Source organism: Paenibacillus tyrphae, from assembly GCF_027925525.1.
GTDB classification, from domain to species: domain Bacteria; phylum Bacillota; class Bacilli; order Paenibacillales; family NBRC-103111; genus Paenibacillus_G; species Paenibacillus_G tyrfis_B.
The window spans coordinates 41,254-57,564 of the sequence record NZ_BSDJ01000006.1 but is presented as its reverse complement, the minus strand read 5'-3'; the positions used below and the strand labels follow the sequence as shown (position 1 = coordinate 57,564).

Annotated in this window: 12 protein-coding genes and 1 pseudogene; 2 read left to right on the top strand and 11 right to left on the bottom strand. The window is 59.1% G+C overall.

Features of this window, described 5'->3' with window-relative positions; genetic code table 11:
- Positions 1-61: 61 nt before the first annotated feature.
- The 11 genes and pseudogenes from lplT to QMG93_RS08915 all read right to left on the bottom strand — a co-directional run bounded on the left by lplT (position 62) and on the right by QMG93_RS08915 (position 12,594).
- A complete protein-coding gene (gene lplT / locus QMG93_RS08965) occupies positions 62-1,297 on the bottom strand; it encodes a lysophospholipid transporter LplT (protein WP_281935572.1) in 1,236 nt (411 codons plus the stop codon).
- Positions 1,294-3,423, bottom strand: coding sequence for an AMP-binding protein (locus QMG93_RS08960; RefSeq protein ID WP_281935570.1), 2,130 nt, complete (start codon positions 3,421-3,423; stop codon positions 1,294-1,296). Before QMG93_RS08960 ends, lplT begins: the two co-directional genes overlap by 4 nt.
- Positions 3,424-3,638: 215 nt before the next feature.
- Positions 3,639-4,493, bottom strand: a complete 855-nt coding sequence (locus QMG93_RS08955) for a metallophosphoesterase (RefSeq protein ID WP_281935568.1) — start codon at positions 4,491-4,493, stop codon at positions 3,639-3,641.
- Between the two features lie 96 nt (positions 4,494-4,589).
- Positions 4,590-5,572 (bottom strand): annotated as a pseudogene (locus tag QMG93_RS35360) (ABC transporter ATP-binding protein).
- Positions 5,553-6,566, bottom strand: coding sequence for an ABC transporter ATP-binding protein (locus QMG93_RS08945; protein WP_281935566.1), 1,014 nt, complete (start codon positions 6,564-6,566; stop codon positions 5,553-5,555). Before QMG93_RS08945 ends, QMG93_RS35360 begins: the two are co-directional and overlap by 20 nt.
- A 13-nt stretch (positions 6,567-6,579) precedes the next feature.
- Complete coding sequence (locus QMG93_RS08940) at positions 6,580-7,389, bottom strand: ABC transporter permease (RefSeq protein WP_281935564.1); 810 nt, start codon at positions 7,387-7,389, stop codon at positions 6,580-6,582.
- 12 nt (positions 7,390-7,401) lie between these two features.
- On the bottom strand, positions 7,402-8,343 hold the full coding sequence (locus QMG93_RS08935; protein WP_281935562.1) for an ABC transporter permease: 942 nt from the start codon (positions 8,341-8,343) through the stop codon (positions 7,402-7,404).
- Between the two features lie 110 nt (positions 8,344-8,453).
- Positions 8,454-10,007, bottom strand: coding sequence for an ABC transporter substrate-binding protein (locus tag QMG93_RS08930; protein WP_281935561.1), 1,554 nt, complete (start codon positions 10,005-10,007; stop codon positions 8,454-8,456).
- A gap of 276 nt (positions 10,008-10,283) precedes the next feature.
- Positions 10,284-11,018 (bottom strand): MBL fold metallo-hydrolase, encoded by a 735-nt coding sequence (locus tag QMG93_RS08925; protein WP_281935559.1) that lies wholly within the window; start codon positions 11,016-11,018, stop codon positions 10,284-10,286.
- Positions 11,015-11,884: a MurR/RpiR family transcriptional regulator gene (locus QMG93_RS08920; RefSeq protein ID WP_281935557.1), complete on the bottom strand. Its 870-nt coding sequence runs from the start codon at positions 11,882-11,884 to the stop codon at positions 11,015-11,017. Before QMG93_RS08920 ends, QMG93_RS08925 begins: the two co-directional genes overlap by 4 nt.
- Positions 11,881-12,594: an HAD family hydrolase gene (locus QMG93_RS08915; RefSeq protein WP_281935556.1), complete on the bottom strand. Its 714-nt coding sequence runs from the start codon at positions 12,592-12,594 to the stop codon at positions 11,881-11,883. The genes QMG93_RS08920 and QMG93_RS08915 overlap by 4 nt, the downstream gene beginning before the upstream one ends.
- 272 nt (positions 12,595-12,866) lie before the next feature.
- On the opposite strand from QMG93_RS08915, the gene QMG93_RS08910 reads away from it, so the two are divergent.
- Positions 12,867-14,681, top strand: coding sequence for a sensor histidine kinase (locus QMG93_RS08910; protein WP_281935554.1), 1,815 nt, complete (start codon positions 12,867-12,869; stop codon positions 14,679-14,681).
- The gene (locus QMG93_RS08905; protein ID WP_281935552.1) at positions 14,678-16,285 is read left to right on the top strand and encodes a helix-turn-helix domain-containing protein; all 1,608 of its coding nucleotides are present in this window, start codon (positions 14,678-14,680) and stop codon (positions 16,283-16,285) included. The genes QMG93_RS08910 and QMG93_RS08905 overlap by 4 nt, the downstream gene beginning before the upstream one ends.
- Positions 16,286-16,311 lie beyond the last annotated feature (26 nt).

Below are 16,311 nucleotides of genomic sequence, written 5' to 3'. Positions count from 1 at the left end.
GCAAGAAAGACCGGATCCTGCCAGGCGGCAGGGTCCGGTCTTTGCTTTTAAGCACGAACGGTCATACGCGGGAACCGGCAACATCGGCGCTTCTCCGTTTCAGCATCACCGCCTGGAACACGAGGTACAGCACGAACAACGCCAGCACCAGCCCGACGCCGTAGATCGACGTCTCCACGCTTGTTCCTGCGGCAGTTGCCTGCGTATACGCCCGCACGCCCGCGAACATCAGGACGTTCTCGAACAAGTTTTGCACGGCAATCGTTTTGCCTGCTCCGATCTTCGGGTTACCCACCTTCTGCAGCACCGAGTTCAGCGGTACGACATAGACGCCGCCGGCGAAACCGACCGCCAGCAAGATGAACACCGTCACGTACAAATTGCTCAGCATCGGGAAAACGAGAATGAGCACCACCATCACGACACCGTACAGATAAGAGTTCAAGTACTTGTGCGCCGGGATCAGCTTGGGAGCGGTCAAGGCTCCGGCCATAATGCCGATCGCCGTAACCGCAATCAGCATCGAAATCTGATCGACGCCGTGAATGCCGAGGTGCAGCGGAATCCAGGAGATGACCGCCACGCGAATGACCGACGACGTCAACCAGAACGAGCTGGTGCCAATCAGGCAATAGCGGGCCGTCCGGTCCCGGAACAGCCGGGCGATATCTTTAAAGAATAAGATCGAATCTTTGACGTAATGGATGTTCGGGTTCCCCGCCACCCGCGGAATCGATAGCGACAAAAGCAGCGCAGTCACGTACAGCAGCAGGCAGGCGACGATGCACACCGTCAGCGACTGCTTCGCCAGAATGCCTCCGCCCACCGTACCGGCCAGAATGGCGATGATCGTGTAGCCTTCGATCTTGGCATTCGCCTGGAGCAGCTCGGAATCGAGCTGCTTCGCGTCTGTGGCAGAGCGGCTCAAAATTTCGCTGAGGATGCCGTACTTCGCCGGACTGTACACGGCTGCGCCGATTCCGATTACGGCGTAGCTTAAGGCAGGCTCGAGACCGAGCAGCAGCCCGACGATCCCGAGCGCTTTCAGCGCATTGCCGATCAGCAGTACGACTGACTTCGGATGCTTATCCGCGAAGCTGCCGACGAACGGCGCCAGAACGACGTAAGCGAACAAAAAGGCTTGCTGCACGTTGCCGATATACGATTCGGGATACGCCTTGGCCCGCAGCATTTCAATGATTGCGAACAAAATGGCGTTATCGGCGAACGCGCTCCAGAACTGCGAGACGAGCAGCGCATTGATCGGCTTGAGTCTGAGTTTGTTCCATAGGTTCATACGGCGTTCGCTCCTTCGTCTGCCGCCGGCTCTTCGGCCAGCTTTTTGAGTGCCACATAATCCGGTTTACCGCTGCCCAAAATCGGTAGCTTCTCAACCTGTACCAGCTTGGACGGAGTCATGAGTTGAGAATGTCCATGATCTTTCACGAATTGCTTGATCGTCTGAATCTGATGCTCTTTCTGCGTCACGAACAGAATGATTCGTTCGCCTTTGCGGCTGTCCGACACGCTGACTGCGGCTACGTTCGCGTCCCGGTAGCAGCTTGCCGCAATTTCCTCCACTTGGTTCAAGGACACCATCTCCCCGCCGATCTTCGCGAACCGCTTCACCCGGCTCACGATCGTCACAAAGCCGTCTTCGTCGATCTTCACTACGTCTCCGGTATCGTACCATTCGGGGCACGGCTTGAAGCCCTCTTCGTGGAGCAGGTAGCCCTTCATTAAGTTCGGGCCCTGAATCAGCAGTTTGCCGCCTTCCAGCCCCGGCACCGGCTCCAGCTTATATGCGATGCCCGGGAGCAGTTGGCCGACCGTGCCTTTGCGGTGCCACATCCGGGTGTTCATCGCCACGACCGGCGAAGCTTCCGTCGTGCCATAGCCTTCCACCGGGCACACATGGAACTTGTCGACCCACAGCTGCCGGACCTCGTCCTTCAGCTTCTCGGCTCCGGCGATCACGCAGCGAAGCGATTGAAAATCGTACGGATGCGCCGCTTTGCCGTACGCCGCCAGAAACGTCGAGGTGCCGAACAGAAACGTCGCATTACGATCGTAAGCTAGTTCCGGAATGACTTTGTAGTGGAGCGGGCTCGGATACAGGAACACCTTCACGCCGTTTAGCACCGGAAGCACCGTCACCAGCAGCCCGAGGCTGTGGAACATCGGCATTGCGTTGAAAAAGACGTCATGGGCGTTAATGTCCATCACCGTGCGCGTCTGCTGCATATTCGCATACAGGTTCGCATGGTCCAGCACGACCCCTTTCGGGACGCTTTCGCTGCCGGACGTGAAGAGCACGATCTCGGTATTGTTCGCCGCCGCCTTCCGCTTGAGCAGGAAATCCGCGAAGCCGGACAGCTTATCGCTCATACGGAGCGTATCCTTCATGTCTTCCAAATACAGCACACGGTACCTTTGACCAAGACTTTCGATCACCGGCGTCAGCTTTCCTTTGTCGACAAACTGTCTGGAGGTCAGAATCGTCCGGACGGAAGCGGTTTCGCAGGCGATGCGCATGTTCTTTTCCCCGGCTGAAAAGTTGAGGATCGCCGGCCGTTTGTCAAGCTTGAACAGCGCGAACAAAACAAGCAGATGGGCGGCGGAATTCGGCAGCAGGACGGCGACGCCCGGCTCGTCTTTCAGTTCGGCCGCAAGCTTTCTGGCAAAGACGTAGGAAGCGGTCAGCAGCTTTTTATACGTAAACGTCTGGCTTATATCCTCGCACACCGGAAACTTGTACCCGTGATGCTTGGCGGCGGTCAGCAGTTCGTTGAACAGGTTGATCCCGGTCTTCACCCGGCTGCTCACCAGCTCGGCCTCCAGCTTCTTCTGGATTTGCGCCGCAGCGCGTTCTTTTTGCGATTTCATCGATTGGGCGCGATCGTAATCCAAGGTAAACGGATCACCGATCTGCACGGTAACCTCGGGGAACCATACCTGCCGGATTTTATGCTTCAGGTAAGAAAATTTGGACCGTTCCGGTCCGTTCAAGGCAATCGGGTACAGCGTCGCGCCCGTGCGGAGCGCAATGTAGCCGACGCCGCTGTATATTTTCATCAGCGAGCCGCCGCTCGCGGTATTGACGCGCCCTTCCGGGAATACGAGAAGCGGGGCCCCTTTTTGCACCGTCTTGACCATCTGCTTCACGGAGTACGGATTCATCGGATCGACGGCGATATGCTTGCGCAGCCGGATCAACGGGGCGAACCGTTTCGCAATGCGCGTGTTCACGACGAACGTCACTTCCTCCGGCAGCCGCGTAGCAAGCAGCGCCGCATCGATCAGCGACAGATGGTTCGGAATCAGAATGGTCGGTTTGCGGAAGTCAAGCTTTTCCAAACCGCTGAATCTCGCTTGAAATAACAGGTTGAGTACGATTCGGGCCAACCATTTTACCAATACCATAGCCATTCCCTCCGTCGGTGCGTTCTGTTTTTTTTGCGATTAGTTCCTAGCACCTGGTCTTAAATCTTATTGTACGCGAATTCGACAAAGCGGGTAGTACTAACTTTGCGTAGTACCTGAAGCGTACTGCATCCTATTCCGGACGAATGAAAAAAGAAGCGCCTCTAACCGCTTTCGCCGCAAGAGGTGCTTCCTCTGTACAATGGACGGATCAATTATGCATTCAACGGACTACGCTCCTCCAGCGAGGCCAGCTCGATCACGGTCAACGCCTTAGCAACCTCGGCCCGCGCGTCTCCCGGATTCGACCATTCCCGGGTATAGCCGAGACAGCTGCATACGTACAGCGTGCTGCCGAAGGTTTGGCTTTTCCGGTAATGCACATGGCCGCAGACGGCCAGCTTCACGGAGGAAGCGTACGATTCGATCAGCTTCCCGTACTGCTCGCTTCCGAGAAAGGCGTTAAAGTAACCCCATACCTCGGGTGCGTACGGAACGGTAAAATAACGGTGCGGCAGCACGTGGGTCATCACGATGACCTTCTTGTCCCGAAGCTCGCGCAATTGCTTGTCCAGCTTCTGCACGAAATAATCGCAGACTTCCGTCGTCGGCCGGTCCCACAGGGCGAACAGACTATCCTGCCACGTCCGCTCGCCGAGCGACATCCGGTCAAACTCCTCCTTCGTATAGCGATCTGCGCCGAACGAATAATCGTACCAGCCGATATCCCCGACGACGGCCCATTCTTCATTGATCATGTAAGCGCCATTCGCGAGGTTCCCTTCGAACGCTTGCAGTTCGCGGTACGAATCCCAAGCCGTACGTTCCGGGTCGTGGATGTTCCACAGATCGTGATTGCCCGGTACGAACAAGCAAGGAATGGACAGCCGCTCCCGGATGTACCTGAGCGTCTTCAGCGTCGTGGCGCTGTTGTTGGAGATGTCTCCGCCGATCAGCAGCAGATCCACCTTCTGCGCAAGCGCCGCCTCGCAGAGCGCCTCCTCGACCGGGACGGAGCAGCCGGGGTTATTGGTATCAATATGCAAATCCGACAAAATGCCGATGTTCAAAATGGTTCCCTCCTCGTTCTCCTGTAGACTTGAGCGGATCGAATGGCCATGGCGGCTTCTGCAGACTGCGCCCTGCCGCTCCGATGCGAATGCTGCTTAAGTCAGCAGGCAGCGCGCGTAATGGTCCGGGCCGACGTGCTTCCAGTCCGGCAGCATGGAAGCGCATTCCGCCACCGCCTGCGGGCAGCGCGTGTGAAACAGACAGCCCGCGGGCGGATGAAGCGGGCTCGGTACCTCGCCGCGGAGCACGATGCGTTCGCGCCGCTCTCCGGCACCGACGGACGGAATCGCCGAGAGCAGCGCCCGCGTGTACGGATGTACCGCACCGCGAAACAAGGTTTCGACCGGCGCGAGCTCGACAATCGCTCCCAGATACATGACGGCGACCCGGTCGCTCATATACTGCACGACATTGAGATCGTGCGAGACGAACAGCGTGGTCAGCGCGAAGCGCCGCTGTAGCTCCTTGAGCAGATTCAAAATTTGCGACTGCACCGACACGTCAAGCGCGGACACAGGCTCATCCGCCACGACGAAGGACGGGCCAGCATGAGCGCCCGCGCGATGCCGATGCGCTGCCGCTGGCCGCCGCTCAGTTCGTGGGGATACCGGGCGGCGTAGCTGCGGTCCAGCCCCACCGTCTCCAGCATGTCGCGGGCCTGCTGCCTGCGTTCGGCGCGCGATCCGATCCGGTGGACGCGAAGCGGCTCCTCCAGAATCGAGCCGATCGTATGCCGCGGATTGAGCGACGCGTACGGGTCTTGAAAGATCAGCTGAATGTGCTTGCGCAATTCCCGTACCTCGCGGGCCCGCAGCGTTGTCAGTTCCCGTCCGCGAAAGCGGATGGACCCGGAGGTCGGCTCCAACAACCGCGCGAGCAACTGTCCGGTCGTCGACTTGCCGCAGCCGCTTTCGCCGACGAGGCCAAGCGTCTCGCCGCTGCGAATCTCGAAGGAGACGCCGTTCACGGCGTTCACCCAGGCTTTGGGCTTGCCGAAGCCGGTGGCGGCGGCCGGGTAGCGCTTCGTCAGCCGGTCGATCGCCACCAGCGGTTCACGTTCAAGCGAGCTGATACTCACGGACGGACGGCCTCCCTTCCTCGGCAAGCAAGCAGCGGACCTCGTGCCGGTCCGCGATCAAGCGGCTCGCTGGCTTTACGCCGGAGCAGGCCGCCACGGCGCGATCGCACCGGGCCGCGAACGGGCAGCCTCCGGCGCGCTCCTCCGGCGGCGGTACACACCCGGGTATCGCATACAGCGCTTCGCCCCGCTTATCCGGCGAAGGGATCGACCGCAGCAGACCGGCCGTGTACGGATGGGCGGGCGAGCGGAACAGCTCCGCTGCCGGGGCCGTCTCCGCCACCTGCCCAGCGTACATGACGGACACGCGGCTGCACATTTCCGAGATGACGCCGAGATCGTGCGAGATCAGCAGCACCGACGTGCCCTCCGTCCGGTTCAAGTCCCGCAGCAGCTCCAAAATTTGTGCCTGCACCGTCACGTCGAGCGCCGTCGTCGGCTCGTCGGCAATCAGCAGCTTCGGCCGGCAGGCCAGCGCCATCGCAATCATGACCCGCTGCCGCATCCCGCCGGACAACCGGTGGGGATATTCGCGCATCAGTTGCTCCGCACGGGCCAGCCCAACTTTTTCCAGCATCCCTACGCTATGATTATACGCGTCTTTGCGCGACATCGCCAAGTGCAATCGCGGCCCTTCCATCAGCTGTTCTCCGACCGTAAATACCGGATTGAGCGAGGTCATCGGGTCTTGGAACACCATGGCGATCTCCCCGCCCCGCAGTCTGCGCATCGCCTCCGGCGACAGCTGTGTCAGCTCGGCACCGTCGTAGTTGATCACCCCGCCCGCGATGCGGGCGCCGGCGGGCAGCAGTCCCATCACGGCCTGGGCCGTCATGCTTTTGCCACAGCCCGATTCCCCCACGATGCCGACGATTTCGCCACGCCCGACCGACAGCGATACCCCTTCGAGCACGGTACGCATGCCCTGACGGGTCGGAAGCTCGATATGCAGCTCGTCCAGCCTCAAGAGAGGCGTTTCTTTTCCTCTGGCCATGGTTCGTTCCCCCTTATCGTTTCGGGTCGTTCCAATCGCGCAGCCCGTCACCGAGCAGATTGAAGCCGAGCACGGTCATCGTGATCATGACGCCCGGCGCCAGCGTGTACCATGGCGCTTTCGCAATATAGCTCTGGGCCTCGTTCAGCATGCGTCCCCAGCTCGGATCGGGAGGCTGAATGCCGAGCCCGAGATAGCTCAGCCCGGCTTCCGCAAGAATCGCTCCCGAGAAGCTCATCGTCGCCGCCACAATGAACGGCGACAGAATGTTCGGGAAAATGTGGCGGAATACGATGGCGAGCGGTCCCGCCCCGATGCCGCGCGCCGCCTTCACAAAATCCATCTCCTTGTACTGCACGAACCCGCTGCGGACGATGCGGGCGAACCCGGGTACGGCCATCAGGCCGATCGCCAGAATGGTATTGGTCAGGTTCGGCTGAAATACCGCGACCAGCATCAGCGCCATCAGCAGCCCGGGAAAAGCCATCATCGCGTCCATCAGCCGCATCAGCACTTCGTCCAGCCAGCCGCCGACATAGCCTGTGGCGGCTCCGACGAGCAGCCCCCCGGCCGCACCGATCAGAACGGTCAGAAACCCGACCTGAAAGGCCGTCCGGGAAGCCGTCATCACCCGGCTTAAAATATCCCGTCCGAAATTGTCCGTCCCGAGCAGGTGCTTCGCCCCGGGAGCGAGAAACCGTTCGGCCGGATTCATGCTATTGACGTCGTAAGGAACATACAGCCAGCTAATCAGCATGAGCGCCAGCATCGTGCCGACCAACACTCCGCCCACGATCAAATGAACGTTCCGATTTCGTATCATGCCGCTCTTCTCCTACTTCAACCGAATTCTCGGGTCCAGCACCCGGTACAGCATATCGACGGCAAAATTGATCGCAATGACCGTTACGGCCGTGAATAAAATCATCCCCTGCACAAGCGGAAAATCGCGGGCGCCGATCGAGGAAACGAGCAGCCTCCCAAGCCCCGGCAGCGCAAACACCTGCTCGACCACCAGACTGCCGCCCAGCACGTCGGCAAAAATCATCCCCATCACCGTAACGACGGGGATGAGCGCGTTTTTCAGCACGTGCTTGTACAGCACCGCCCGTTCTCTCAGCCCCTTGCTGTAGCCGGTCCGGACGTAGTCCTGCTTGAGCTGCTCCAGCATCGTCGTCCGCAGGTAGCGCACCACGACGGCGACCTGCGGAATCGCGACGGCCAGCGCAGGCAGGAACAAGGAGCGCAGCGCTTCGACCGGTGATTCCGACCAACGGACGTAGCCTCCGGCCGGAAACCAGCGGAAGGTCAAGGCGAACAGCAGCACGAGCAAAATGCCCAGCCAAAACGACGGAACGGCCAGTCCGAGCTGACTGAGCAGCGAAATCCACCAGCCGGACGCCCGGCGCTGGGATTTGGCCGCCGCGATGCCGAGCGGCACGGCGATGACGACCGTCATCGCCATGGACAGCACCGCGAGTGACGCCGTCACCGGCAGCCGGTCCAGAATCAGCTCCCCGACCGGCCTGGAAAACTTGAGCGATTCGCCGAGATCGCCCGAGACGACGCCTCCGAGCCAGCTCGCAAACTGCTCTCCGAGCGGGCGGTCGATGCCCAGCTTCGCTTCAAGCGCGGCCACCTGAGCCTCGTCCGCCTCCATCCCGAGAATGGTCAAAGCCGGGTTCCCCGGAATGATCCGAAAGACGGCAAAGGTCATCATCAGGACCAGCAGCACCGTTAGCACGAATGTAAAGGCTCTCCGCCATGCGTACGTCACGTCGCTGTCTCCCCTTTCCTAAAAAATTGCGCGACTCATGAGACCGCTGCGCGAGCGGACCGTTTTTTCCGTGTGATCCGCCCGTTTAACTCGATATTTTGCGCAGATTGTTACTTCACGCGGTAAATCGTGGACATATCCTGCACGTAAATCGGGTACAGCTTGTAGCCGTCCAGCTCTTTTTTCATCGCTACGGTGAAGTTCGGGTCCATGATATAGACGGCGACGGCGTCTTTGGTCAATAGTTTTTGCGCGTCTTTATAAAGCTGCGCCCGTTTGGCGTCGTCCAGCTCGACCTGGGCCGCCTTGATCAGTTTGTCGTATTCCGGGTTGTTGTAGTTGTAGAAGTTCGACTTGTAGTCGGACGCGTAGCGTACCAGCACCTCGTGCGGATCGAGCTTACCGGTCAGCCCGATGATCGTCATATCGTAGTCGCGGCCCTTGTAGATCCGGTCCAGCCAGACGGCCCATTCGACCATTTCGATTTTGGCGGTGATGCCGACCTTCGCGAGCTGCTGTGCAATGACCTGCGCGGTATCGACATGGAACTTGTAGTTGGACGGCACCGAAATCGTCGTGCTGAAACCGTCCTTCAGCCCCGCTTCTGCCAGCAAGCTTTTCGCTTTGTCCACGTTCACGTTGTAGGTCGATTCCAAGCCTTCCTGAAAATATTTCTGCATGACCGGGCTCATGTTGGAGCCGAGCTTCGTTCCTTTGCCGTCAGCTACGACTTTAATGATTTCATCCGTGTCCACGGCGTAATTGATCGCCTGACGCACGCGCGGGTCGTCGAACGGCTTGCGGGCGATATTCATCGTCATGAGCTGGACCATGTTTTGCATGCCTTCCACGTAGCGGAACTGATCTCCCAGCTCGGCGATGCGCTCGTTTCCGATTCGCGGATACATGTCGATGTCGCCGGATTTCAAAGCGAGCAGCGAAGCCTCGGCGTCCGGCATGATGCGGAACTCGACCTTGTCGAGGTAAGGCACGCCTTTGACGTAATAATCTTTGTTCTTCTCGATAACGAGCTTCTGGTTCGGCTGGAACTCGACGAACTTGAACGGCCCGGTGCCGATCGGCGCTTTATTCTGGTTGTCGTATCCCTTCGGCAAAATAGCGGCCGTGAAGTTGCTCATGAACGAGACGTCGTTCTTTTTCAGCTTGACGGTAACCGTCTTGGCGTCCGGCGTATCGACGGCTTCGACGTTCGCAAAGGCGCTGGAGAGCGGCTTGCCCGTATCCTTGCCCATCAGCCGCTCGTACGAAAACTTCACGTCCTCCGCCGCCACCGTCTTGCCGTTGTGGAATTTGACGCCGTCGCGCAGCGTGAACGCATACGTCAGCCCGTCGGGAGAAACCTTGTATTCCTGTGCAACCGCGGGCTGCAGCTCCCCTTTTTCGTTGGGCTTCAGCAGGCCTTCGAACACGTTGAACATCATCTCCTGCGTCCCCGAGGCGACGGCTAGGTGCGGGTCGAGATAGTCCGGGTCCTGCGGAACGGCGACGACGACGCTGCCGCCCTGCACGGGCTCTTTGGCGGCTTCGGCCCCGGTGGCCGGCGTTTTGGCCGGGTCGCCCGAGCCGCAGGCGGACAGGACGGTGACGGACAGCAGTAGAGCGGCAAGCAGCAGGGGGGTCCTTCGCAATCTTTCGGTTAGCATGGTTTCTCCTCTTTTCTATTTTTATTTCTTCCGGCTGCAGTACAGCCCGGACAGTGTTGAGAAAGTGGTTAATTACGGTAATAGAGGTGTACGAGGGGGTGGGGTATCTACTTCCGGTCGCTCTTGTCTGCAGGAAATTTTTATTTGAAGCCGCTTAGCAGCGGATATTTCCCGCAGACAAAGGCGAGCGCTATCGCTCCTCCAGTAGATACCCCACCTCCGTATGTATCTCTATTTCTGTCAATAACCTCTTTCTCAACACTCGCTCCGGCCGTATTACAGCCGGTATTGATCGCCCGTGCGGGCGAGATCAATCGGTCCTTGATACGTCTCCTGCGCTTCCCGGACAAGCTGGGCGAGATCGCCGTACTGGGGAAGGTGCGTGAGCACGAGCCGCTTCGCTCCGCACTGCGAGGCGAGTCTTCCCGCTTCGCCGGCGGTCAGATGTCCGCCGATTTTGCCGAAGTATTCGTTGTACAGGTTGCTTTCGCAGAGCAGCAGATCCGCGTTCCGGCCGATTCGCATCAAATCGTCGTTCCAAGCGGTATCCGCCGTAAAAACAAGCGCCTGCTCCCCGTGCTCGATGCGCATGGACAGGCACGGGACGGGATGCGTCGTATGCCCGAAGGTCCACGTCAGATCGCCTAGCGCAAGCGTATCTCCTACCGCAATAACATGCGAGTGCATGTACTCTCCGTAAGCGAGCGTTGCGAAGGCGGCAGGGTCCGTGTCGTGGGCGTAGATCTCGATCGGCTTCGTTCTGCGGCCGAGCTGCATCAGAATCATCGCCGCATGCTGAAGGCAGTACACGTCGGCGATATGGTCGGTATGGTAGTGCGTGAGCACGACCGCATCCAGCTCTTCGAGCGGCAGATGCCGCTGGAGCTGGGCGAGCGCACCGGAGCCGCAATCCAGCAGCACGTTGACCGACTCCGTCTGAATCAAATACGACGCCGACGCGGAATCCGCAGCCGGATAAGCGCCCCACGGGCCCAAAATCGTCAATTTCATTTCGTTGTCCCCTTTCCGTTCGGTCCGGTCCACCCGGACGATTCCGTCTCGAACATGCGGAACTTCCGTTCCATCTCCACCATATTGCGCTTGACCCGCTCCAAGTCGAGCTGGGCCATCTTCTTGATCAAAGCGTTCGCCAACGCGAGCGGTGCCACGTACGAATCGAGAAAGCCCCGCGAACGGGTCGCGGCGAGCAAGTACACATCGGCCAGCTTGGCAAAAGGCGATACCGGCGAGTCCGTCAAGGCGACGATGCGCGCGCCCTTCTCTTTTGCCGCTTCCGTCAAGTGCATCGTCGTCTGGCAGTAGCGGGGAAACCCGGAGACAAGCAGCACGTCTCCCGGCCGGAAATGCGCCGCATATTCTGCCGCCTCGCCTTGCGGCACCAGCCGGGCCTGGCCGAGCATGTAATGCATGATGTAAGCGAGCGGCGCCGTCACCGCAAGGCCGGCGCGCCAGCCTGCCGTATACGTGCGCTCCGCATCCAGCAGCAACCGGACCGCCTCCTCCACCTTCGCCTCCTGCTTGAGCGCGGCGGTCTCGCGGAGGTTGTCGATATCCTGCGCGAACAGCTCGTCAAGCCACGTCGCCTGCTCCTCCTGCGCCGTTTCCAGCAGTCGCTGCACGGGACGCGCCTGCAGAAACTGCGATTGCAGCTCGCTCTGCAGCGCGGCGTAGCCTTCAAAGCCGAGCGTCTGCGCGAGCCGGTGCACCGTGGCCTCGCTGACGCCGGCAAGCTCGCCCATCTTTTTGGCCGGCAGCACGGCCGCTTGGCGGATGTCTTTGGTCAGAAAGTAGGCGGCTTTCTTTTGACTCGGGCTCAGCAAATCGAATAGCTGCTCGATCTTGCTTTCTACGCTCATACGCTGCGCTTCCATTCCTTTCTGTGCAAATATGCGGGCAGCTCCTGCACCGACGCAAGGACGGGCTCATGCTGCACCTCTTCGATGCCATCCCGGCCGAACCGATTGATCAGGCAGCAGTCCATCCCCACCTCGCGGCAGCCGACGACATCGTCGTAATAATTGTCTCCGACGTAGCAGCATTCCTCCGCACGTACGCCCGCCTGCCGCAGCGCCAGCTCGAAGATGGCCCGGTCCGGCTTCTCGACGCCGACTTCCGAGGAGACGATCACGTGGTCGAAATACGGCAGCAGCCCGGTATCCGCCAGCACCTGTCTGGCGCTGGAATCCCAGTTGGAGATTAAACCGATACCGTAGGACGCCTGCTTCAGCTCCTCCAGCATCTGGGCCGCGTAAGGATAAGCCACCCAAGGCGAACGGCGTTCCGTCCGCAGCTCGTTCAGCCGCCGCCACTGCTCCTGCAGATCGAGGCACAGCCCTAGCCGGTAATTCAGCACGCCGAGGTACCACGGGAAGAACGTCGCCGCTTCCCTTCCGAGAACGCCGGGGTATTCGCGCATGAACAGCTTGTCCGCATGATGGTAAGCCAGCTCGATCTCCCGCAGCTTCCTGGCGATCCCCTGCTCAGCCAAATAGGCCGCAAACCATTGTTCCCTTTCCAAATAAACTAACGTATATCCCAAATCGAACCACACAAACGTCGTTTTCATGCCTTTCCTCCGCTCCGTCAACCCGTCAAGAAGGAAATCCTTCATCTTCCTTCACTTTGTTGTATTCTCTACATCTTCACTTTATCCTCCGATTGTTTGCGCTATGTTAAATGAATCCAAAGATGGTGTGAAGAAGGCGCCCCGCCCAATCCTGCTCTTGACGTTCGCCCCATGCGGAAGGTACTTTAAATCTAGGAGAACCTCCCTGAACTTGGAAAAGAGGTCTAGGCACAAAGTACGATCCTTTAGAGAGAGGTTGTGAAACGATCGACGTGAGGCATTGGGACGAACTCCGCTGGGCGGCGCGGTTACATCCGTATTTGCGGCTCTCCAAAATCAAGAACCGGCTTATTCTGTCATTTCTTTTTCTCTCCATCCTCCCCCTATGCATCGCCACCCTGCTGACGTATCACAAGTCGGGCGAAGCGATCAGCTCGAAGATCAGCGCCTACTCGCTGCAAATTTTGGACCAGCTGCGCAACGAAATCAAGCGGGAAAACGAGCTTCTGCTGTATTTAACGGACCAAATCATGATGCATAACCTCGTGCAAACGAGCCTTCTGCAGGCGAACACCGCCCCGGACACGCAGTCCGTTATGGACAGCTACTACGAGCTGAATAGCGCCTTCAGCGGACGCAAGCTGTTCAGCCAAATCAAATCCCTCCAAATCACCAATTCTTCCGGCAAATTGATGTACGATCTCGGCTATGACAAGCTCCGGGATGAAGACATCGCCATGTTGACCGATATGATCGAGGCCGGCGCCGGCAAAGACGTCTGGACCCATATCGTGACGAAGAACGGCGTCGACTGCATCGTGCTCGCGAGGCCGATTCATTCGCAGTTCAACTGGATGAACACCATCGGCTACGTATTCATCGCCGTCAAGGAAAGCTATTACTCCCGCATCATCCATGAGGATGCCGATGTCGGCGAAGGCTCGGACCTGTTCATTGCCGATACGCGGGGCGTCGTTTTGTCGGCGGGAAACCGCAGTCTTCAAGTAGGCGCCAACTATCCGAACGGCGAGCTGCTGAAGGAAATTTCGGAGCATGAGCTGCTCGGGACGCGGGCGTTCTCCGCCGTATTCAACAAGCAGAAATACCTTTTGGTCTATTCCTACGATGCCGTCTCGCGCTGGTATTTGGTCGGAACGATCCCTTACGAACTGCTCAATAAAGAAACGAAGCAAATTTTGCCTTATATCGTGCTGGTCGTCGGGCTGTGCCTCCTGTGCTCCCTCCTGCTCGCGTTCCTGATCTCCACCAGCATCTCCACCCCCTTGCAGCGGCTGACCGAATCGATGAAACAGGTCTCCACCGGCAATTTCCAGGTCAGAATCCAGGACCCGAGCAACGATGAGATCGGCTTCCTGACGGGCAAGTTCAACCTCATGATCGAGCAGCTTCGCGATCTGATCGACCATACGAAACAGGAGCAGATCAAGAAGCGGGAAATCGAGCTCCAGATGCTGCAGGCGCAGATCAATCCGCATTTTTTGTTCAATACGTTAAACTGCCTGAAATGGACCGCCGCGATCAATCACGTGCCGGTCGTCAGCGACGGGTTGACCGCCCTCGCCGAGCTGCTCCGCCATACGATGGTCGACAAGAAGGAATTTATCCCGCTCCGCTCGGAGCTCGCCAATGTGGACAATTACCTCATCATTCAGCGCCTCCGCTTCGGAAGCTCGTTTACCGTCGAGTACGACATCGACGACGGCCTGTCCGAGGCCGCCATCATGAAGTTCATTCTCCAGCCGATCGTAGAAAACTCCTTGATCCACGGACTCGACGGCGCGGAGCGCGAGGATAAGAAGCTCGTCATCACCGCCACAAGCGCAGACGGACAATTGCAGATCGCTGTTCAGGACAACGGCAAAGGGATGAACGAAGAGCAGCTTCGCCGCCTGCTCGATTCGAATTATCGCGGGAAGCATCGTTTGTCCAATATCGGAATACGCAACGTCCAGGAACGAATCCAGCTTAATTTCGGGACGAAATACGGGCTGACGGTAGAAAGCCGGGAGGGCGAAGGCACCCGGGTCCTGCTGACGATGCCGATGATCGGGGGAAATCAGAGATGAAGGTCATGATCGTAGACGATGAAAAAATGCTCCGCATCGGGCTCAACATGATGATTCCGTGGGAGGAGCACGGCTACGAGCTGTGCGGCGGGGCGGAGGACGGGCTGGCGGCGCTCGGCATGATCGACCGGTTGGACCCGGATATCGTCATCACCGACCTGCGGATGCCGCGGATGGACGGGCTTGAGCTGATTCAGGAGCTGCAAGGCCGCCCCGGGTTTCGCGGCAAAATCATCGCTCTGAGCAACTACGACGAATACGCGCTGGTACGCGAGGCGCTGAAGCTCGGCGCGCTTGACTACTTGCTGAAGGTGACCCTGAAAGCGGAGGAGCTGCTCGCCGTGCTCGGCAAAACCCGCGAGCTCATCCTCACCGAGCGCCAGGAACAAGAAGCGGACCGGATCCGGACGGAAGCGGTGCTGGAAGGCTACCGGCTATCGAAAAACCGCTTTTTCCAGGAGCTGATCCATGGCGAACCGCTATCCGATAGCGAGCTGGCACGGCAGTCGAGCCGTCTCAAGATCGAGCCCGGCGAGCGGCCGCTGTTCCTGCTGTACCTGCACGTCGACCGGTATGACCGGAACAAATGGAGTCAAAAGCAGCTGATGTCGTTCTCCATCCGCAACATCGTATCCGAGCTGATGACCGGCCTGCCCATGGGCGAGTTTGCAGAAATCGCCGGCCGCGAGTATATGGTGCTGCTCTCCGGACAAGGGCGATATGCCTCCGCCAGCGGCAAAATGCAGCTCGCCAAGCAGATCGCGGACATGCTGCGGATGTACTTGAATTTGGAGGTTAACGTCGTCGTCAGCGAACCGTTCACCAGGCTGCGTCACGCAAGCGGAGCTTACCGCGCCTGCAAGCGGGCGGCGGGCATCCGCTTCTACCTTCCGACCCCGGTCGTTATGCATGCCGGGGAGACCGGCTGCCACGATGGTTCACTTCCTCCGCCTATCGTACGGCTGCAGGACGACATGATCGCGCGGATTCGTTCCGGCGAAACCGATGGCCTGCCCGCCGCCATGGAAGCCTTGCTGGAAACGGCCGGAGAGGCGCGGCTTCACCCTTCCCTGCTGGCGCGAAGCGCCTTGACGGTGATCGACTGCTGGGAGGCGGCCAGCGCGGGGGCCGACGGGAGCGGCGCTCTGCCGGGGACGTACCGCGATTCGCTCATGCAAGCGGGAACCGCCGGGGAGTTCCGGGCCGCGTTCGCAGAAGCGCTGCGCTACCTTGAGCGCCACGCCCCTCCTCCCGCCGCGCGGAAATACCGCAAGGAAGTTCGCGAAATCATCGAATATTTGCTCCGGCATATCGACCGGAAAATTACGCTGGAGGCGGTCGCCCGGTACGTCAATTTGAATGAAAGCCACATGTCGCGCCTGTTCAAGAATGAGACCGGTCAAACGATCGTCGGCTATTTGAACGCGCTGCGCATGGAGCGGGCCAGAGAGCTGCTGAAAAATCCCGACCTGAGCGTCAAAGCGGTCGCCGAAGAGGTCGGCATTCCGGACCCGTTTTATTTCAACCGCCTGTTCCGCAAGCTGTACGGCCTAAGCCCGACCGATTACAAGAAGCAGGCGTTAAAAAATCAGAATTGTCCATAATCGCGCAAGGATCGTTCATTTCCATC